The sequence below is a fragment of the Nocardioides sp. F233 genome (genome assembly GCF_057813895.1).
Genome location: NZ_JBVASH010000003.1, coordinates 12,842 through 32,091 on the forward strand (window position 1 = coordinate 12,842; position 19,250 = coordinate 32,091).

Here is a 19,250-nt window from a genome sequence, read left to right on the forward strand (position 1 = left end):
AGCTCGCGGCAACGTGGCTACTCAACCTTCGTGCCTGATCCGACGTCTCGCAAGCTCGACGTCGGGGCCCTCAGGCGTCGCCGCCCTCCTGGAGGACGCCGGCGACGGCGGTCGGGTCATCGATCCGGTAGCGCTCGACGGCCTCCTTGACCCGGCCCGGGTCGATCTCGCCGGCGTCGGCGAGCGCGGCGAGCGCCTGCACGACGACGGAGGGGGCGTCGACCTGGAAGAACCGGCGCGCGGCCGGCCGGGTGTCGGCGAAGCCGAAGCCGTCGGCGCCGAGCACGTGGTAGTCGGCCGGCACCCACTGCGCGATCTGCAGCGGGACGGCGGTCATGTAGTCGGAGACCGCGACGACCGGAGCGTCCGCGTTCGGGCCCGCACCCAGCGCCTCGGTGACGTACGGCGTCCGGTGGGCCTCGTCCGGGTGGAGGAGGTTCCACTTCCCGGTCGCGATGCCGTCGCGGGCCAGCTCGTTCCACGAGGTGACCGACCAGGTCTCGGCCTGGACGCCCCACTCCTCGGCGAGAATCTGCCGGGCCTCGTCGATCCACGGGAAGCCGACACCGGAGGCGAGCAGGCGCACCTTCGGGCCCTCGGCGGTCCCGGCGTCGGCGACCTTGTGGATGCCCTTGAGCAGGCCGGCGACGTCGAGGCCCTCGGGCTCGGCGGGCTGGGCGACCGGCTCGTTGTAGACGGTGAGGTAGTAGATGACGTCCTCGCCGCGCGGGTGGGCCTCGCTGGCGCCGTACATCCGCTCCAGGCCGGCGCGCATGATGTGGCCGACCTCGTAGCCGAACGCCGGGTCGTAGTGCACGACCGCGGGGTTGGTGGCCGCGATGAGCGGGGAGTGGCCGTCGGCGTGCTGCAGGCCCTCGCCGGTCAGCGTCGTGCGGCCGGCGGTGGCGCCGACCAGGAAGCCGCGCGCGAGCTGGTCGGCCATCGCCCAGATCGAGTCGCCGGTGCGCTGGAAGCCGAACATCGAGTAGAAGATGTAGAACGGGATCATCGGCTCGCCGTGGGTGGTGTACGACGACCCGGCGGCGATGGCGGAGGCCATCGCGCCGGCCTCGGAGATGCCCTCGTGGAGCATCTGGCCGCTCGTCGACATCTTGTACTGCAGCAGCATGTTGCGGTCGACGGACTCGAACTGCTGGCCGTGCGGGTCGTAGACCTTGGCCGAGGGGAACATCGCGTCCATGCCGAAGGTGCGGTACTCGTCGGGCGCGATCGGGACGATCCGCTGGCCGATGCCCGGGTCCTTCATCCAGTCCTTGAGCAGTCGGACCGCGGCCATGGTGGTGGCGACCTTGTGGGTGCCGGCGCCCTTCTTGAGCTCGGCGTACACGCTGTCGCCGGGCAGGGTCAGCATCGTCGAGCGGTCGACGCGCTGGGGGAGCGAGCCACCGAGTTGGCGGCGGCGCTCGAGCATGTACTCGATCTCGGGGGAGTCCGCGCCCGGGTGGAAGAAGGGCGCCGTGCCGGTGGCCTCGTACGCCGTCTCGAGGTCCCGGTCGCTGATCGGCAGGTAGAGCCGGTCGCGGAACTTCTTGAGGTCGTCCTGGGTCAGCTTCTTCATCTGGTGGGTGGCGTTCTTGCCCTCGAGGGCGTCGATCGTCCAGCCCTTGACCGTGTGGGCCAGGATCACCGTCGGCTGGCCGACGTGCTTCGTTGCCGAGTCGAACGCGGCGTACACCTTGCGGTAGTCGTGGCCGCCGCGCGGCAGCTTCTCGATCTGCCGGTCGCTCATGTGCTCGACCATGGCGCGCAGCCGCGGGTCGGGGCCGAAGAAGTGCTCACGGTTGTAGGCGCCGGACTCGACCGAGAAGGTCTGGAAGGCGCCGTCGGGGGTGGAGTTCATCTTGTTGACCAGCACGCCGTCGACGTCGCGGGCGAGCAGGGCGTCCCACTCGCGGCCCCAGACGACCTTGATGACGTTCCAGCCGGCGCCGCGGAAATTGGCCTCGAGCTCCTGGATGATCTTGCCGTTGCCGGTGACCGGGCCGTCGAGCTGCTGCAGGTTGCAGTTGATGACCCAGGTGAGGTTGTCGAGCTCCTCGCGGGCGGCGATCCGGATGGCGCCGAGCGACTCCGGCTCGGCCATCTCGCCGTCGCCGAGGAACGCCCAGACGTGCTGCTGGCTGGTGTCCTTGACGCCGCGGTTGTGCAGGTAGCGGTTGAACCGCGCCTGGTAGATCGAGTTGATCCCGGTCAGGCCCATCGAGACCGTCGGGAACTCCCAGAAGTCCGGCATCAGGCGGGGGTGGGGGTACGACGACAGCCCGGCGCCCCTGCCATGCTGGACCTCCTGGCGGAACCGGAACAGCTGCTCCTCGCTCAGGCGGCCCTCGAGGAACGCCCGGGCGTAGATGCCGGGGGAGGCGTGGCCCTGGATGAAGACCTGGTCGCCGCCGCCCGGGTGCTCCTTGCCGCGGAAGAAGTGGTTGAAGCCGACCTCGTAGAGGCTGGCGCTCGACTGGTAGGTCGCGATGTGGCCGCCGACCTCGAGGCCCTTGCGGTTGGCGCTCGACACCATGACGGCGGCGTTCCAGCGGATGAACGCGCGGATCCGGCGCTCGGCGTCCTCGTCGCCGGGGAACCACGGCTCCCGCTCCGGCGGGATGGTGTTGATGTAGTCGGTGCTGCGCAGGGCCGGTACGCCGACCTGGGCCTCACGGGCGCGCTCCAGCAGGCGCAGCATCACGTAGCGGGCCCGCTCCCGGCCGCGCTCGTCGACGAGCGCGTTGAACGAGTCGATCCAGTCCTGGGTCTCGTCGGGGTCGATGTCGGGGAGCTGGGTCGGCAGGCCCTCGTGGATGACCGAGGGAGTCGACGCCGCGCGCACGGCCGGGGTGGTGCCGTCGGTGTTCGTGTCGGAGGTCACGTCGCCCATCGTTGCACCTCTCCCGAGGGCAGAAAATCTACCCGTGAGTACTCCCCGGAGGACGTTCTACGGGCGTGAGGGTTGCGCCGCGGCCCCTGACTCCGCTGGACTACTCCCCGAACCCGCACTCCGCGGGACGTTCGTCGTACCCGAACCACTGGAGGACTCACCGTGACTTCGACCGCCACCGGCGGCACCAGCTCATCCGGCCCGACCGGACCCGCCGAGAGGATGGGCCTCACGCAGGGGGTGGTGGTCCAGGAGCTCGGCTGGGACAACGACACCGACGACCAGCTTCGCGTCGCGATCGAGGACGCCATCGACGGTGACATGGTCGACGGTGACTACGGCAACGTCGTCGACGCCGTCCTGCTCTGGTGGCGCAACGACGACGGCGACCTCGTCGACGGCCTGGTCGACGCCCTCACCGACCTCGTCGGGGGCGGCGTGATCTGGCTGCTGACGCCCAAGATCGGGCGCCCGGGCGCGGTCGACGCTGCCGACATCGCAGAGGCCGCCCCCATCGCTGGCCTGTCGCAGACGACCGCCGCAGCGGTCAGCAAGGACTGGGCCGCGACCCGACTGGTGGCACCGAAGTCCGTCTCCTGAGCCGGTGGGCTTGAATAGGGGCATGGGGAAGATCGCGCACCTGGTCACCGGCCGGGTCAAGGACACCGGAACCAGCCTCAAGATCCTGACCGAGTCGGGGATCGTGCGCCCCTACTCGCCGCTCGTGATCGCCGGCATGGCCAATGCCCTGCGCCAGTGGAGCACCACGCCCGCCGGCGGGTTCAAGACCATCGCGCTGCGGATGCCCCAGCAGGTCGCGATCATCGACGAGCGCGGCTCGCTCACGTTCGGCGAGCTGCAGGAGCGCACCAACGCGCTGGCCCACGGGTTGCGCGCCCGGGGCGTGAAGCCCGGCGACGGCGTGGCCGTCATGTGCCGCAACCACCGCGGCTTCATCGAGGCCTCCGTCGCGATCAGCAAGCTCGGCGCCGACGTCCTCTACCTCAACACCGCCTTCGCCGGCCCCCAGCTGTCCGACGTGATCGCGCGGGAGAAGCCGCGCGTGGTCGTGCACGACGAGGAGTTCGCCGGCCTGCTCTCCGGGGCCGACATCGCCGACCGCGTGCTCGGCTGGACCGACGGCGACCCTGGCGCGGACAGCCTGGAGGGGCTCATCACCGCGGGGCTTGCCGCCGGTCGCACCGCGGACCTCGCGCCGCCGGCCAGCAAGGGCCGCACCATCATCCTGACCTCGGGCACGACCGGTACGCCGAAGGGCGCGCCCCGTCCCCAGGGCGGCCTGCCGGCGGCGATCTCGCTGCTGTCACGGATGCCGCTCAAGAGCGGCTGGAAGTGCCACGTGGCCGCGCCGCTGTTCCACACCTGGGGCTTCGCCCACTACCAGCTCGCGATGATGCTCGGCACCACGCTCGTGCTCACCCGCAAGTTCGACCCCGAGGACGCCCTTCGTCTGCTGCACGAGGAGGAGTGCGACTCGTTCGCGGTCATCCCGGTGATGCTGCAGCGGATCCTCGCGCTGCCGTCCGCGACGCTGGACCGGTACCCGCTGCCGCACCTCAAGGCGGTCGCCTCCTCCGGCTCCGCGCTGCCCGGTGACCTGCCGACGCAGTGGATGGACCGCTTCGGCGACAACCTCTACTCCATCTACGGCTCCACCGAGGTGGCCTGGGCCTCGATCGCCTCCCCGCAGGACCTGCGCCAGGCGCCCGGCTGTGCCGGCCGGCTGCCGCACCAGACCGTCGTACGCATCCTCGACGCCGACGGCCGCGAGCTGCCCGTGGGGGAGTCCGGCCGGATCTTCGTCGGCAACAGCCTGCAGATCGAGGGCTACACCGGCGGTGGTGGCAAGGAGATGATCGGCGGCCTGATGTCCTCGGGTGACGTCGGCCGCTTCGACCGCGAGGGCCGGCTGTACGTCGAGGGTCGCGACGACGAGATGATCGTCTCCGGCGGCGAGAACGTCTTCCCCAAGGAGGTCGAGGACTGTCTCGCGGGCCACGACCGGGTGGCCGAGGTGGCCGCGATCGGCGTGGACGACCCCGACTTCGGCAAGCGGCTGCGCGCCTTCGTGGTCCGCGTCCCCGAGGCCGAGCCGGTCAGCGCCGACGAGCTCAAGGACCTGGTCAAGGAGAACCTGGCCCGGTTCAAGGTGCCGCGCGAGATCGTCTTCCTCGACGAGCTGCCCCGCAACGCGACCGGCAAGGTCCTCAAGCGCGAGCTCGCGGCGATCGAGCCGACGGACTCCACCCCGTGAGGCCCGACGTGGCCGGACCGCCCAGCGCCGCGACCGGCATCGAGGTCGGGGGACTCGCTCCCGACTTCACGCTGCGCGACCAGTTCGGCCAGGACATCACGCTGTCGTCGTACCGCGGGGTGAAGGCGGTCGCACTCGTCTTCTACCCGTTCGCGTTCAGCGGTGTGTGCAGCGGCGAGATGCACGGCATCCGCACCCGGCTCGACGAGTTCCTGACCTTCGACACCGAGGTGCTCGCGATCTCCTGCGACCCGGTCTACGCACTGCGCGCGTTCAGCGACGCCGACGGCCTCAACTTCGGCCTGCTCAGCGACTTCTGGCCGCACGGCGAGGTCTCGCGGGCCTACGGCGTGTTCGACGAGCGGGGCGGGAGCGCCGAGCGGTCGTCGTACGTCATCGACAAGGCGGGGCGCCTGGCCTGGTCGGTGCACAACCCGAAGCCCGCCGCCCGCAGCGCCGACGACCTGCTCGCGGCCCTGCGCGCGGCCGCCGTCTAGACCGCTCGCTAGGCAGTTGGGCCCGTTGGCCTAGTCCGTTTGGGTCATTTTTCAACTATTTGGGCTCGATCCGTTGGACGGACCGGATCCGGCCGCTACTGTTCTACTCGTTGAACCGCTGGTGACCCGAGACGCCAGCGGTTCAGCTCATTTTTGCGCCAACCGCGTGGGCCGCTCGTTTCGGTCCTGCGGCCGCGCTTCGGTACGCTGGCCCGGCTTCTGGGGCGTATAGCTCAGCGGTAGAGCCCTTCGCTTACAACGAAGTGGTCGGGGGTTCGATCCCCTCTGCGCCCACCACCTCATGCTGTTCTGCCAACGCCTCGGCAGAAATGTGCGAGGGTGAGCGCCATGTCGATCTCGGTGTCGCGGGCCGTCCCCGCACTGCTGCTGTCCGCCCTGCTGTCCGGAGGCACCGTCGCGCTCGCCGCGCCGGCGCACGCCGACCGGTGGACGTACGACGACGCGGTGGGCGACCTGACGCACACGGTCGAGACCCCGACCTCGATGTCGATCGAGACCGTGCCGGAGCAGGCGAACGGCGACATCACCCAGGTCGTCGTGGACCACCGCCGGACGAAGGTGACCGTTCTCGTGCGAACCAGGACCCGGCTCACGGGGATGTTCTTCTCCGGAGTCCAGATCCGCACGCCCGGTCACCGGTTCGCGCTGATGTGGATGCGGATGCCCGGGATGGGTGGGGCCGACCTGATCGACTTCGGCAGCGAGAACGACCCGCGCTGCCACGGATTGAAGCAGAAGCTCGTCGAGGGCAAGACGGCGATCCGCTACTCGGTGCCGCGATCGTGCCTCGACAACCCGCGCTGGGTGCGGGTCGGGGTCAACCTGTCGACCACCTCGATGTTCACCGACGAGGGCTACGACGACGACGGGCTGCAGACCGGCATGACGATGATGGGCCCGGACGGGAAGTCGCCGAAGATCAGGCGCTGACCCGCCGGGCGGCGACGGCGCTCGCGATGCCTCCCGCGCCGATGAGCGCGGCGAGGCCGATGAGGGCGAGCCCCTGGTGGAAGCGGGTGCGGCCGGCACGTCGACAGTGGGCCGCGATGGTCGCGTCGTTGAGCGCCGGCTCCCCGCCGGGGATGTTGTCGGCGCCAAGCAGGACGGTGTCGTACGGAGCCAGGCAGGTGTACGGCGTCGCTGTCGCGGAGCCCGGCCACTGCCGCTGTTCCTCGATCGTGGGGTTGGTGACGGCCAGCAGCACGCCGGCCGCGACGAGAGCGATCGCCAACAGGGCCAGCCAGCGCCCGAGGGCGCGGGAACGCCGCGGAGTCACTCGCTGATCCGCAGCCCGGCCAGGCCGTGCCCGCGGCAGGCCAGCACGAGGGCGGCGATCCAGCCGACCACGGTCCAGCCGAGGGCCAGGTTGAGGAACCCGATCGCGTCGGCGTTCGCCTTGCCGCGGGTGGTCGCGACCGCCCACGGGAACAGGTAGCCGCACGTCATCAGCGTGGCGCACCAGCTGAGCAGCACGTGGCGCAGGGCGCGGCGGTGGCGGTCGCTGACCAGCTCGACGTACATGGGCGCACTCCAGGGCTCGACGGTTGATGAGAACCCTCTCACCACCGACTCATGCCTGCCTCACCCCGGCTCGAAAGGGTGGCGGTGTCGACGGGACGTCGACGTCCACCGATCGAGGAGGTACCCATGAAGAAGCCCCTGATGGTCGCGGTCAGCGCACTGGGTGGTGTCACGGCCGCCGGCGTGGTGGTCAGCGTGCTCGCCTGGCCGGCCGAGGCGAGCGGAGGCGACGCGCAGCTGGCGTTCAAGCGGGAGCAGGACACCGCGGACGTCGTCCTGGTGTCCGACGACGACGACCCGGACGACGACGGACCGCAGGTCGCGAACACCCACACCGGCACCAGCACCGGCGCCAGCACGAACACCCGTGGCGACCACACCCGGACCGGTGCGCGCAGTGGCCGGGACGACAGTCGCACCGGTCGCGCGGCCGTGGACTGGACCAACGACGGCCCGGGACCGAAGGTGCGGGACTGGACCCGCAACCACACCAACGACAAGACCCGCCACAACACCCGCGGCTGACGATGGCCACGCTGTCGTCCTGGGGCTTCGCCGAGGGCGACGCCATCACCCCCGAGCTGACCGCGCTGCGGTTGCTCGGGGGTGGCTCGGCGTACGAGGCGTACCTCGCCTTCGACGACATCACCTACGGCCCCGTGGTCGCCAAGGTCGTGCGGCCCGCGGAGGTCGACGACCCGCACACCCTCGAGGGACTGGTCCACGAGGCCACGGCCCTCGATGTCGCGCACCACCCGGTCACCGTCCGCGGCCTGAGGTACGACGTCGACGGGCCCCGTCCGCACCTGGTGCTGGAGCACGTGGAGGGGCCCAGCCTCTCCCGGCTGATCCGGCGGCACCGGCGACTCTCACCGCAGCAGTACCTGCCGCTCGCGGTCGACCTCGCCTCCGTCCTGCACTTCTTCCGGCACGCCGACGTGTGCCACCTCGACCTCAAGCCGAGCAACGTGATCATGGGCTCGCCCGCGCGGCTGATCGACTTCTCGGTCGCGCGTCAGGCTGCCCACGCCGCCGCGATCACCGGGCACATCGGCACCGATGCCTACCTGGCACCCGAGCAGGCCGCTCCCGGAGGTGCGTACGGCGTCCCCGGCCACGCGAGTGACCTCTGGGGCCTGGGGACCACCCTGTTCCACGCGATCGCCGGCTACCGGCCGTTCCGCGACGGCGACCCGGCAGCGGCCGAGCCCGCCGACCGGTTCCCGCAGCTGCTGGACGCGCCGGCCGAGCTGCCGGCCGACGTACCGGCGACGGTGGCGAAGGTCATCCACGCGCTGCTGGAGCCCGACCCCGCCGACCGGCCGCTGCCGCGCGAGGTCGCCGAGGCACTCGAGCCGGAGGTCGCCGGGCTGCCTGCGCCGAGGCTGCACTGGAAGGGGTGACCGGCTCTCAACGGTCGAGGCGGTAGCCCATCCCGCGGACGGTGCTGATCGCGTCGGCGCCGAGCTTGCGGCGCAGGTAGCCGACGTAGACGTCGACGACGTTGGAGCCGGGGTCGAAGTCGAGGCCCCAGACCTGGTCGAGGAGCTGCTCGCGGGAGAGCACCTGTCCGGCGTTGCGCAGGAAGATCTCGGCGAGGGCGAACTCGCGCGCGGACAGCTCGACCTCGCGGCCCGAGACGCTCGCGCGTCGGGTGCGCAGGTCGAGCTCGATGCCGGCGGCCGCGAGGGCGTCGGGGGTGCCGTTGCCCGCGGGTACGGCGGCCGCCTGGCGCAGCCGCAGGCGGACCCGGGCGCTCAGCTCGGCGAAGCGGAACGGCTTGGGCATGTAGTCGTCGGCCCCGCCCTCGAGCGCGGTGACGGTGTCGGTGACCGAGTCGCGGGCGGTGAGCACGATGACCGGGACCCGCGAGCCCTGGGAGCGCAGCTGGTCGAGCAGGTCGAAGCCGTCGATGCCGGGCAGGCCGATGTCGAGGACCACGAGGTCGACGTCACCGGCGAGGGCGTGGTCGAGCCCGGCGTGGCCGTCGGCGGCGACGGTGGTGCGGTGCCCCTCGGCCCGCAGGCCCTTCGCGACGAACGAGGCGATCCGCTCCTCGTCCTCGACGATCAGGATGTGGGCCACGTCAGGACCTGGGTCTGCTCGGCGTCGGCGGGGTCCGCGCGGTTCGGCGGCGGCGGCGGGAGCGGCGGGAGCAGGACCGGCAGCACCGCGGGGACGTCGATCGCGAACCGGGCGCCGGGGCCGGGACCCGACCGGTCGACGTACGCCGTGCCGCCGTGGGCCTGGGCGATGGCGCTGACGATCGAGAGCCCGAGACCGAAGCCCTCGTCGCCCGCGGGGACGGCCGCGCGGCCGAACCGGCCGAAGATCCGGGCGTCGTCGCGGGGTGCGATGCCGGCGCCGTCGTCGTGGACCCAGCAGTGCAGGGTCGCGTCGACCACCGTGGCGCCGATCGCGATCCGGCCGCCGGGGGAGGTGTGCTTGACGGCGTTGTCGGCGAGGGCGAGCAGGGCCTGGGTGATCCGCTGGCCGTCGAGGACCAGCTCGGGCGGCAGCGTGGGGGAGGCCTCGAGCACCCAGCGCCGCTCGCCGAGGGCGCTGGCCTTGGTGAGCACGGCCGCGAGCAGCGCGGACGGGTCGGTGGCGCCGGGGGCGAGGAAGTCGGGCCGGTCGCTCTTGGCGAGCACGATGAGGTCGCCGACCAGGCGGGCCATCCGGTCGACCTCGTCGAGCAGCAGCGCGCGGGTCTCGGCGACCTCCTGCGGGTTGCCGGTGTCGAGCAGCTCGAGGTGGCCGCGGAGCACGGTCAGCGGGGTGCGCAGCTCGTGGCCGGCGTCGTCGAGGAACTGCCGCTGCCCGGCGAAGGCGTGCTCGAGCCGGTCGAGCATCCCGTTGACGGTGCGGGTGAGGGCGGTGATGTCGTCGTTGCCGCGCTCGGGCAGGCGGCGGGACAGGTCGGTCGCGGTGATCGTGTCCGCGGCCTGGTGGAGGGTCCGCAGCGGGTGCAGCAGCCGCCCGGACACCCAGGCCGCGGTCGCGGTCACCAGGGCCGCGGACAGCAGCGCGACGAGCGTGTAGGTGCGCATCGTCTGCCCGAGCTCGCCGCGGTCCTCGGCCAGGTAGGTGACCACGAGCAGCGCGCCACGCTGGCTGTCCTGCGCGACCGGCTGGGCGGTGATCCGCACCTCGCCCCGGTCGGTGTCGAGGTACGTCGTACCGCCGTCGACGACCAGGGACGAGACCGACTCCTGGAACGCCGGCTCGTCGACGAGGTCGTCCTTCGGGTACTGCACGAGCGTCCCGTCGCCGATCCAGCCGACGAGGAGCTCGCCGTCGTCGGGGACGTTGCGGGTCAGGAAGCCCTCGAGCAGGTCGCGCACGGTCGTGAAGTCGCCGGTGCGCTGGAGAGCGACGAACTCGTCGAGCTCCTGCTCGACCTCGCTCTGCAGGGACTCGTCCAGCGCCCGGCTCTCGACCCAGTAGACGATCAGGCCCGCGCCGGCGAGGGCGACGGTGACCAGGACGGCGACGGCCGCGGTGATCCGGGTCCGGACGGACAGGCCCGCCCGAACCGGCTCAGTCGTCATCGTGCCCGCGGCCGCCACGGTCGTCGCCACGGTCGTCCCGGTCGTCGTGACCGCGCCGGTCGTCGTCCCGGTCGTCCCGGTCGTCGGCCTCGTCATCGCGACCGCGCCGGTCGTCGTCGCCGTCGTCGTCGAGATCGGGCTGCGGCGTGATCACCTCGGCCGAGGGGGTGGTCGGCTGCTCCTGGGGCGTGGTCGGGGTGGTCGCGGTGCTGTCGGCCGGCGCCGGGCCGAGGTCGATCGGGGTCCGGGCGGGCGGCTCGTCGGCGCCGGCGCGGACGACCGCGCCCGCAGCGAAACCGGCCAGCACCATCAACACCGCGACCGGCAGCAGGATCTTCCACGCACGACTCATGACCCGATCATCCTGCCCGATCGTGGGCCGGCCGTGAGACCCGGATGAGAGTCCTCTCATGCGGCACGTGGGCTGCCTCCTTTCGGAGGGGGCGCCGGGCGGGGCCGCGGGCCTAGGGTGGTGGGTGTCACATCCGTGTGTGCCGAGCCCAGGAGGCCCCGCGTGTTCGTCCCGTTCAGCGTCAACGACTTCCTCGACCGCGCCGTCCAGGTGTACGGCGAGCGGGTGGGCGTCGTCGACGAGCCGACCCAGCCCGCGCTGAGCCAGGGCGAGCTGACCTATGCGCAGATCGGCGAGCTGGCCCGCCGCCAGGCCGCCAAGCTCGACGAGCTGGGGATCGGCCCTGGGGACCGGGTGGCGGTCGTCAGCCACAACAGCAGCCGGCTGCTGACCTCGTTCTTCGGCGTGAGCGGCTGGGGCCGCGTGCTGGTGCCGGTGAACTTCCGGCTCAGCCCCGACGAGGTGCAGTACATCGTCGAGCACTCCGGCGCCCGCGTGCTCTACGTCGACCCGGAGCTCGAGGAGTCGCTGGCGGGGGTCACCTGCGAGCAGAAGTACCTGCTCGGCGAGGATGACGCGCTCTACGCCGCGCCGGGTGTCGAGCCCAAGCCGTGGGAGTACGACGAGGGCGCGACCGCGACCATCAACTACACCTCGGGCACGACCGCCCGCCCCAAGGGCGTGCAGATCACCCACCGCAACATCTGGGTGAACGCGCTGACCTTCGGCCTGCACGCCGGCATCAGCGACCGCGACGTCTACCTGCACACGCTGCCGCAGTTCCACGCCAACGGCTGGGGCATGCCGTTCGCGATGACCGGCGTCGGCGCGCAGCACATCATCCTGCGCAAGGTCGACGGTGCCGAGATCCTGCGCCGGGTCCGCGACCACGGCGTCACCGTGATGTGTGCGGCGCCTGCGGTGGCGGCCGCCGTGCTGGAGGCCGCGCAGACCTGGGAGGGCGAGATCCCCGGGCGCGACAAGGTGCGGATCATCATGGCCGGCGCCCCGCCGCCGACGAAGACCGTGATCCGGGTCCAGGAGGAGCTGGGCTGGGAGTTCATCCAGATCTACGGCCTCACCGAGACCTCGCCGCTGCTGACCATCAACCGCACGCGCGCCGAGTGGGACGACCTCTCGGCCGAGGAGCGTGCGACCCGGCTGACGCGCGCGGGTGCGCCCGCGATCGGCGTACGGCTGGCGATCGACGAGTCCGACGAGGGCTCCGGTGAGGTGCTCGCCCGGTCCAACGTGATCCTCGAGGGCTACTGGGAGCAGCCCGAGGAGTCGGCCGCGGCGCTGGCCGGCGGCTGGTTCCACACCGGCGACGGCGGCGTGCTCGGCGACGACGGCTACCTGACCATCGCCGACCGCAAGAAGGACGTCATCATCACCGGCGGCGAGAACGTCACCTCGATCGAGGTCGAGGACACCCTCTTCTCGCACCGGGCGGTGGCCGAGGTCGCGGTGATCGGCGTCCCGAGCGAGAAGTGGGGCGAGACGATCAAGGCGCTCGTCGTGCTCACCGCCGACGCGAGCGCCGGGCCCGAGATGGAGGCCGAGCTGATCCGCTGGTGCAAGGACCGGCTGGCCGGCTACAAGTCGCCGACATCGGTGGAGTTCCGCACCGAGCTGGCCCGGACGGCGACCGGCAAGCTGCAGAAGTTCAAGCTGCGCGCGCCCTACTGGGAGGGGTTCACCCGCCAGGTGAACTGAGCCGGCGGTTCGGGCGGCCGATCGGCGAGGTCGCGCAGCCGAGTGACCCGCGCGTCGTCGGCACCGACGATCTCGGCAACCCAGCGACCGGCCTCCGCGAGGTCGAGGCTGGGCGCGCCGTACGACACCATCTCGCCGATGTCGACCCAGTCCTTGGGCCGATCGAAGAGCGCCTTGAACACGGTCAGGTCCGTGGCCGAGAGGATCAGGACCTCGGCGTCGAGCATCGGCACCCACAGGGCGCGGTCGGTCGCGACGCGGTGGAACTCGTGCTCGGCGAAGAACAGGTCGAGGGGCATGGGTGGCGGCCTGTCGACGTCCCACATGATGCGGACCTGGCCGTCGCGCTCGACAGCGGCCAGGTGCGACTGGGTCCACCCGACATCCTCGGGAAGGAGGGCCAGGACGCGCGCCGCCTCCTGCCTGGGCAGCAGGACGTTGAGGTCGATGTCCTGGGTCGAGCGCGGCTCCGTCACGTGATAGGCCAAGGCGAGGGCGCCGCCGATCGCCGTCCGGATTCCGTCGGCCTCGAGTCGCTGCTGCACGTCGACCGCTCGCTGAAGCACCACGACGTGGTCAGGCATCGGCAGGCACCTTCGTCCAGACGTCGTGCGGGAAGGTGAGTGGGCCGCGATCGCGGCGTGGCAACGCCATGCCGAGGGCGGCCACCCGCACGAGTACCTCGGCCTTCTCCTGGGCGTTCGGCACCGTCCAGAGCCGAGGCCGGTGCTGGGACTTCTCGACGTAGTCGACGTGGAAGCCGGCGACGTCGACCGCCTTGAAGAAGATGTCGACCCGTGGCTCGCGCCGGCCTCGCTCGTAGGCGCTCAGCACGCTGGCGGTGATGCCGAGCCGCTCGGCCATCTCGGCCTGGGTCAGGCCGGCGCGCTGCCGCAGGCCGAGCAGGTCGGTGCCCCGCGGGGGGCGCTGGTCCATGGCCACCACGGAGTGATCTTAGCGCATCCGCTAAGTCTGCTCAGGTGGTGCGCCAGGTGAACTGATCCGCCGGGACCAGCGTGGCGGCCCAGCCCGCGGCCTGCCACGCGGTCACGGTCGCCTGCGCCCACGCCGGGTCCTCGGACGCGACGACGTCGACCGCGGTCTCCACGGGCGCGGGGGCCGGGGCGGCGAGCGGCTGTCCGCTGATCGGGTCGACCAGGTCGGCCGAGCCGTCGACGCAGGTCACCCGGCGCAGGCCGATGCCGAGGCGCCGCTGGTGCTGGGCCAGGCTCAGCGCGGCGATCCCGGCGTCGCCGTACCCGACGACGGAGAGCTGGTCCGGCGGGTGCACCGCGGTCTGGCGGGCGTAGCGGACCGAGCGGAGCAGGTCGCGGCCGTCCTCCCAGGTCGGTACGACGACCCGGACCCCGCTGCGGGTGGCGATCCGGCTGGCCAGGGCGCCGACGGCGTCGGCGTCGGTGCGGACCGCCGGGTGCCACAGGAGGAGCGTGTCCAGGTTGGGATGGCCGTGGACGGCCACGGGGAGGCCGGGCGCCTGCTGATCCTGCATGGGACCACCGTAGGCTGAGCCCCCACAGGTCCGCGGCCCAGGAACCCGGTGTGAGACCGGGGCGGTTCCGCCACTGTGACCCCGACGCCTCCGTGGCGGCGGGCAGCCAGACACTGGCCGCGGACGAACCTACCGATGAGGGGCGCGAACCCCGAGGAGGCTTTGAGCGTCATGGCGCGCATCGCACTGCTGTCCACGTCCGACACCGACCTGCTGTCCGCCCGCGCGAGCGGCGCCGACTACGGCTGGGCCAACCCGAGCCGTTCGGACCTGGGTGCGCTGGTGGCACTGGCCACCGACGCCGACCTGGTCGTCATCCGGCTGCTCGGCTCCCCGCAGCAGTACGACGCCGAGCTGGCCGCGCTGCGCGGCACCGGCCGCCCGCTCGTGGTCCTCGGCGGCGAGCTGACGCCGAGCGCCGAGCTGATGGAGGCCTCGACCGTGCCGGTCGGGATCGCGGCCGAGGCGCACCGCTACCTCGCCGAGGGCGGGCCGCGGAACCTCACCGAGCTGCACCGGTTCCTGTCCGACACCGTGCTGCTGACCGGTGAGGGATTCGAGGCGCCCGAGGTGATCCCGGCCTGGGGTCTGGTCGAGCGGCGTCTCGATACGCCGTCGCTCGTTCCTCGCGACGGCTACTCGACGAGCTCAAAGGCGAAGGTCGGGGTGCTCTTCTACCGCGCGCACCAGGCCAGCGGGAACACCGCCTTCGTGCACGCGCTGTGCGACGCGATCGACGCCACCGGGGACGCTGTCGGTGTGCCGATCTTCGCCGGCTCGCTGCGGGCCGCGCCCGACGAGCTGTTCACCGCGCTCGGGGACCTCGACGCACTGGTCGTCACGGTGCTCGCGGCCGGTGGCTCGACGCCTGCGTCCGTCAGTGCCGGCGGTGAGGACGAGACCTGGGACGTGGAGCGGATCGCCGCGCTCGACATCCCGGTCCTGCAGGGCCTGTGCCTGACCAGCAGCCGTGCGGAGTGGGAGGAGTCCGACGACGGCGTCACGCCGCTCGACTACGCCAACCAGGTCGCGATCCCCGAGTTCGACGGGCGGATCAGCACCGCGCCGTTCTCGTTCAAGGAGCTCGACGAGGCCGGGCTGCCGTCGTACGTCGCCGATCCGGAGCGGGCCGCCCGCGTCGCCGGGCTCGCCGTCAACTACGCCCGGCTGCGCAAGGTGCCGAACGCCGAGAAGCGGATCGCGCTGATGCTGTCGGCGTACCCGACCAAGCACTCGCGGATCGGCAACGCGGTCGGCCTCGACACCCCGGTCTCCGCGGTGCGGATGCTGCGCCGGCTGCGCGACGCCGGGTACGACGTCGGCGACGGCTTCGGCGTCCTGGACCTCGACGACGACACGGTGGCCGGGGACACCCTGATCCACGCGCTGATCGCGGCGGGCGGTCAGGACGAGGAGTGGCTGACGTCGGTGCAGCTGACCGACGCGCACGTCCGGATCTCGGCCGACGACTACCGGTTCTGGACCGCCGACCTGCCCGAGGACCTGCGCGACGCGATGGTCGAGGCGTGGGGCCCGGCGCCGGGCCGGCTGTTCGTCAACGACAGCGACGAGATCGTGCTCGCGACCCTGCAGGCGGGCAACGTGGTGCTGATGATCCAGCCGCCCCGTGGCTTCGGGGAGAACCCGGTCGCGATCTACCACGACCCCGACCTGGCGCCGTCGCACCACTACCTGGCGGCGTACCGCTGGGTGGAGCACGGCTTCGGTGCCCACGCCGTCGTCCACCTCGGCAAGCACGGCTCGATGGAGTGGCTGCCCGGCAAGAACGCCGCCCTGTCGGCGTCCTGCGCCACCGACGCGGCGATCGGCAGCATGCCGCTGATCTACCCGTTCCTCGTGAACGACCCGGGCGAGGGCGCGCAGGCCAAGCGCCGCGCGCACGCCACGATCATCGACCACCTGGTGCCGCCGATGGCGCGCGCCGAGGCGTACGGCGACATCGCGCGCCTCGAGGGCCTGCTCGAGGAGTACGACAAGATCTCCGCGATGGACCCGGCCAAGCTGGCCGCCATCCGCGGCGAGATCTGGGCGCTGATGCGCGCTGCCGAGCTGCACCGCGACCTCGGGCTCGAGGACCGCCCGGAGGACGACGACTTCGACGACTTCCTGCTCCACGTCGACGGCTGGCTGTGCGAGATCAAGGACGTCCAGATCCGCGACGGCCTGCACGTCCTCGGCCAGGCGCCCGAGGGCGAGGCGCGGGTCAACCTGGTGCTCGCCATCCTGCGCGCCTCCCAGGTGTGGGGCGGACAGGCGCAGGCGGTGCCGGGTCTGCGCGCCGCGCTGGGACTGGCCCCGGACGCCCCGACCGTCGAGGTCGACCGGGTCGAGGCGGAGGCGCGGGCACTGGTCGAGGCCATGGACAAGTCCGGCTGGGACGTGGCTCGCGTCGACGACCTGCACCCGGACACCGACGTACGACGGGTGCTGGCGTTCGCTGCCACCGAGGTGGTCCCGCGGCTGTCCCGGACCACCGACGAGCTCGACCACACGCTGCACGCGCTGGCCGGCGGCTTCGTGCCGGCCGGTCCGTCCGGCTCGCCGCTGCGCGGCCTGGTCAACGTGCTGCCGACCGGCCGCAACTTCTACACCGTCGACCCGCGGGCCGTCCCGTCGCGACTGGCGTGGCAGACCGGCCAGGCGATGGCCGACTCGCTGGTCGAGCGCTACCTGTCCGAGGAGGGCTCCTACCCGGAGTCGGTGGGCCTCTCGGTCTGGGGCACGTCCGCCATGCGTACGTCGGGCGACGACGTCGCCGAGGTGCTCGCCCTGTTGGGCGTGCGGCCCGAGTGGGACGAGGCGTCCAAGCGGGTGCACACCCTGACCGTGATGCCGCTGGAGGAGCTGGGCCGGCCGCGGATCGACGTGACCGTGCGGATCTCCGGCTTCTTCCGCGACGCCTTCCCGCACGTCGTGGCGATGCTCGACGACGCGGTGCGGATGGTCGCCGACCTGGACGAGCCGCTCGACGCGAACTTCGTGCGAGCCCACGCGCAGGCCGACGTCGCCGAGCACGGTGACGTGCGGCGGGCGACCACGCGGATCTTCGGCTCGAAGCCGGGCTCCTACGGCGCCGGCATCCTGCAGGCGGTCGAGTCCGGGTCCTGGCGCGACGACGCCGACCTCGCCGAGGTCTACACGGCGTGGGGCGGGTTCGCGTACGGGCGCGACCTGGACGGCGTACCTGCCTCCGACGACATGCGCGCCAACTACCGGCGGATCAAGGTCGCGGCCAAGAACATCGACACCCGCGAGCACGACATCGCCGACAGCGACGACTACTTCCAGTACCACGGCGGCATGGTCGCCACGATCCGTGCGCTGACCGGCTCGGCGCCCAAGGCGTACGTCGGCGACTCGACGACGCCGGACGCCGTCCGGACCCGGACGCTGCAGGAGGAGACCAACCGGGTCTTCCGCGCGCGCGTCGTGAACCCGCGCTGGATCGGCGCGATGCAGCGGCACGGCTACAAGGGCGCCTTCGAGCTGGCCGCGACCGTCGACTACCTGTTCGGCTTCGACGCGACCGCCGGCGTGGTGCACGACTGGATGTACGAGTCGCTCGCGCAGTCCTACGTGCTGGACGAGACCAACCAGGAGTTCCTGCGCAGGTCGAACCCGTGGGCGCTGCGCAGCATCGTCGAGCGACTGCACGAGGCGAAGGACCGCGGCCTGTGGGAGTCGCCCGATCCCGAGGTGCTGGCGGCGCTGCAGGCGGCGTACCTGGAGGTCGAGGGAGACCTCGAGGACCGATGAGGGTTCGTATCGTCGGCTTCGGGATGGGGCCGCAGCACGTCACGCCGGAGGCCGCCGCGGCCCTGGCCGGGTGCGACTACGCGCTGGCCGTGCAGAAGGGCGACGACGACCCGCTGCTCGACGTACGACGGGCGGTGGCCGCGGCCCACGGGCTGGAGCTGGTCGTGGCCCGCGACCCTGAGCGGGACCGCTCGCCGGACCTGGACCGCGCGGGCTACGAGGGCGCTGTCGCCGACTGGTACGCCGCCCGGCTGGCGGCGTACCGCTCGGTGCTGTCGTCGCGGGACGGAGTGTGCGCGTTCCTGGTCTGGGGCGACCCGTCGCTCTACGACGGCGCGATCCGGGTCTTCGAGGAACTCGGCGTCGACTTCGACGTGCTGCCGGGGATCAGCGCGCCGCAGGTGCTGGCCGCGCGGCACGGGGTCGTGCTGCACGAGGTCGGTCAGCCGGTGCACGTGACGACCGCGCGGCGGCTGCGGGCCGACGTGGCTGCCGGGCAGCGCAACGTCGTGGTGATGCTGACGGCCGGCGTCGACCTCGACGGCTTCGAGGACTGGTCGATCTGGTGGGGCGCGAACCTCGGCGGTGCCGGGGAGCAGCTGGTGTCGGGCCTCGTCCGTGAGGTGGTCGGGGACATCGAGGCGGCGCGGGCGGCGGCGAAGGCCGAGGCCGGCTGGGTGATGGACCTGTTCCTGCTGAGGGGGCCCGCTGATGGCGCTGCCTGAGCGCGACGTGCTGCTGTGTCGCGACTGCTGCTGCGGTACGACGAAGAAGCACCCGGACGCCGACCACCGCGCCCAGCGCGACGAGATCGAGGCGCTCGACGACCCGGCCGGCCGCCGCGGGCCGCGGGTCCGGGTGCGCGTGGTCGACTGCCTCGACGAGTGCGACCGGTCCAATGTCGTGCTGGTGCGCGACTTCACCTGGTTCCCCGGTGGGCGGCGGCCCAAGGACACCTGGCTCGGGGGCGTCCTGTCCCCGGCGTCCACGGATGCGGTCGTTGACTGGGTGCGCGAGGGTGGGCCGGTGCCGACCTCGCTGCAGCGCCATGTGTTCCGGGGGAAACGCGGATGACTTCTTGGCCGAAACCTGCGCTTCTTGCCCGTTGCACCGGTCAAGGAGCGCAGGAATCACCGC

At 71.9% G+C, this 19,250-nt stretch carries 19 protein-coding genes, 1 tRNA gene and 1 riboswitch; of the genes, 11 read left to right on the plus strand and 9 right to left on the minus strand.

What is annotated here, in order from left to right; translation table 11 throughout:
- Positions 1-70: 70 nt before the first annotated feature.
- On the minus strand, positions 71-2,884 hold the full coding sequence (gene aceE / locus ACZYRU_RS11405) for a pyruvate dehydrogenase (acetyl-transferring), homodimeric type (protein ID WP_488957213.1): 2,814 nt from the start codon (positions 2,882-2,884) through the stop codon (positions 71-73).
- Positions 2,885-3,055: 171 nt separating this feature from the next.
- On the opposite strand from aceE, the gene ACZYRU_RS11410 reads away from it, so the two are divergent.
- The 5 genes from ACZYRU_RS11410 to ACZYRU_RS11430 all read left to right on the plus strand — a co-directional run bounded on the left by ACZYRU_RS11410 (position 3,056) and on the right by ACZYRU_RS11430 (position 6,616).
- Positions 3,056-3,493, plus strand: coding sequence for a DUF3052 domain-containing protein (locus ACZYRU_RS11410; RefSeq protein ID WP_488957214.1), 438 nt, complete (start codon positions 3,056-3,058; stop codon positions 3,491-3,493).
- Positions 3,494-3,515: 22 nt separating this feature from the next.
- Complete coding sequence (locus ACZYRU_RS11415; protein ID WP_488957215.1) at positions 3,516-5,168, plus strand: AMP-binding protein; 1,653 nt, start codon at positions 3,516-3,518, stop codon at positions 5,166-5,168.
- Positions 5,165-5,665 (plus strand): peroxiredoxin, encoded by a 501-nt coding sequence (locus tag ACZYRU_RS11420; RefSeq protein ID WP_488957216.1) that lies wholly within the window; start codon positions 5,165-5,167, stop codon positions 5,663-5,665. The genes ACZYRU_RS11415 and ACZYRU_RS11420 overlap by 4 nt, the downstream gene beginning before the upstream one ends.
- A 222-nt stretch (positions 5,666-5,887) precedes the next feature.
- A tRNA-Val gene (locus tag ACZYRU_RS11425) sits at positions 5,888-5,962 on the plus strand.
- A 51-nt stretch (positions 5,963-6,013) separates the two neighbouring features.
- Positions 6,014-6,616, plus strand: a complete 603-nt coding sequence (locus ACZYRU_RS11430) for a hypothetical protein (protein ID WP_488957217.1) — start codon at positions 6,014-6,016, stop codon at positions 6,614-6,616.
- Here the strand turns inward: ACZYRU_RS11430 and ACZYRU_RS11435 are convergent.
- Positions 6,606-6,962 carry a hypothetical protein gene (locus ACZYRU_RS11435; protein WP_488957218.1) on the minus strand — a complete coding sequence of 119 codons (357 nt, stop codon included), beginning with the start codon at positions 6,960-6,962 and terminating at the stop codon, positions 6,606-6,608. The genes ACZYRU_RS11430 and ACZYRU_RS11435 overlap by 11 nt on opposite strands.
- A complete protein-coding gene (locus ACZYRU_RS11440) occupies positions 6,959-7,207 on the minus strand; it encodes a superinfection immunity protein (RefSeq protein ID WP_488957219.1) in 249 nt (82 codons plus the stop codon). The genes ACZYRU_RS11435 and ACZYRU_RS11440 overlap by 4 nt, the downstream gene beginning before the upstream one ends.
- A 126-nt stretch (positions 7,208-7,333) precedes the next feature.
- On the opposite strand from ACZYRU_RS11440, the gene ACZYRU_RS11445 reads away from it, so the two are divergent.
- On the plus strand, positions 7,334-7,732 hold the full coding sequence (locus ACZYRU_RS11445) for a hypothetical protein (RefSeq protein WP_488957220.1): 399 nt from the start codon (positions 7,334-7,336) through the stop codon (positions 7,730-7,732).
- A gap of 2 nt (positions 7,733-7,734) precedes the next feature.
- The gene (locus tag ACZYRU_RS11450) at positions 7,735-8,610 is read left to right on the plus strand and encodes a serine/threonine-protein kinase (RefSeq protein WP_488957221.1); all 876 of its coding nucleotides are present in this window, start codon (positions 7,735-7,737) and stop codon (positions 8,608-8,610) included.
- Between the two features lie 7 nt (positions 8,611-8,617).
- Here the strand turns inward: ACZYRU_RS11450 and ACZYRU_RS11455 are convergent, their stop codons facing one another.
- The 3 genes from ACZYRU_RS11455 to ACZYRU_RS11465 are packed head-to-tail and all read right to left on the minus strand — an operon-like array spanning position 8,618 to position 11,110.
- Positions 8,618-9,292, minus strand: coding sequence for a response regulator transcription factor (locus ACZYRU_RS11455; RefSeq protein ID WP_488957222.1), 675 nt, complete (start codon positions 9,290-9,292; stop codon positions 8,618-8,620).
- Positions 9,277-10,758 carry a sensor histidine kinase gene (locus ACZYRU_RS11460; protein ID WP_488957223.1) on the minus strand — a complete coding sequence of 494 codons (1,482 nt, stop codon included), beginning with the start codon at positions 10,756-10,758 and terminating at the stop codon, positions 9,277-9,279. Before ACZYRU_RS11460 ends, ACZYRU_RS11455 begins: the two co-directional genes overlap by 16 nt.
- Positions 10,748-11,110 (minus strand): hypothetical protein, encoded by a 363-nt coding sequence (locus tag ACZYRU_RS11465; protein ID WP_488957224.1) that lies wholly within the window; start codon positions 11,108-11,110, stop codon positions 10,748-10,750. The genes ACZYRU_RS11460 and ACZYRU_RS11465 overlap by 11 nt, the downstream gene beginning before the upstream one ends.
- A gap of 162 nt (positions 11,111-11,272) precedes the next feature.
- Here ACZYRU_RS11465 and ACZYRU_RS11470 point away from each other — a divergent pair, with 162 nt between their 5' ends.
- The gene (locus tag ACZYRU_RS11470; RefSeq protein WP_488957225.1) at positions 11,273-12,826 is read left to right on the plus strand and encodes an AMP-binding protein; all 1,554 of its coding nucleotides are present in this window, start codon (positions 11,273-11,275) and stop codon (positions 12,824-12,826) included.
- On the opposite strand, the gene ACZYRU_RS11475 is transcribed toward ACZYRU_RS11470, so the two are convergent.
- From ACZYRU_RS11475 to ACZYRU_RS11485, 3 genes are read right to left on the minus strand one after another with little or no spacing between them, the layout of a single operon-like run.
- Positions 12,793-13,410 (minus strand): nucleotidyltransferase family protein, encoded by a 618-nt coding sequence (locus tag ACZYRU_RS11475; protein WP_488957226.1) that lies wholly within the window; start codon positions 13,408-13,410, stop codon positions 12,793-12,795. The genes ACZYRU_RS11470 and ACZYRU_RS11475 overlap by 34 nt on opposite strands.
- The gene (locus ACZYRU_RS11480; protein ID WP_488957227.1) at positions 13,403-13,762 is read right to left on the minus strand and encodes a helix-turn-helix domain-containing protein; all 360 of its coding nucleotides are present in this window, start codon (positions 13,760-13,762) and stop codon (positions 13,403-13,405) included. The genes ACZYRU_RS11475 and ACZYRU_RS11480 overlap by 8 nt, the downstream gene beginning before the upstream one ends.
- Before the next feature lie 40 nt (positions 13,763-13,802).
- On the minus strand, positions 13,803-14,336 hold the full coding sequence (locus ACZYRU_RS11485; RefSeq protein ID WP_488957228.1) for a hypothetical protein: 534 nt from the start codon (positions 14,334-14,336) through the stop codon (positions 13,803-13,805).
- A gap of 21 nt (positions 14,337-14,357) precedes the next feature.
- Positions 14,358-14,472, plus strand: a riboswitch (cobalamin riboswitch).
- Positions 14,473-14,507: 35 nt separating this feature from the next.
- Here ACZYRU_RS11485 and cobN point away from each other — a divergent pair.
- From cobN to ACZYRU_RS11500, 3 genes are read left to right on the plus strand one after another with little or no spacing between them, the layout of a single operon-like run.
- On the plus strand, positions 14,508-18,113 hold the full coding sequence (gene cobN, locus ACZYRU_RS11490) for a cobaltochelatase subunit CobN (RefSeq protein WP_488957229.1): 3,606 nt from the start codon (positions 14,508-14,510) through the stop codon (positions 18,111-18,113).
- Positions 18,110-18,838, plus strand: coding sequence for an SAM-dependent methyltransferase (locus ACZYRU_RS11495; RefSeq protein WP_488957230.1), 729 nt, complete (start codon positions 18,110-18,112; stop codon positions 18,836-18,838). Before cobN ends, ACZYRU_RS11495 begins: the two co-directional genes overlap by 4 nt.
- Positions 18,825-19,187: a hypothetical protein gene (locus ACZYRU_RS11500; RefSeq protein WP_488957231.1), complete on the plus strand. Its 363-nt coding sequence runs from the start codon at positions 18,825-18,827 to the stop codon at positions 19,185-19,187. The genes ACZYRU_RS11495 and ACZYRU_RS11500 overlap by 14 nt, the downstream gene beginning before the upstream one ends.
- The last annotated feature ends 63 nt before the right edge of the window (positions 19,188-19,250 follow it).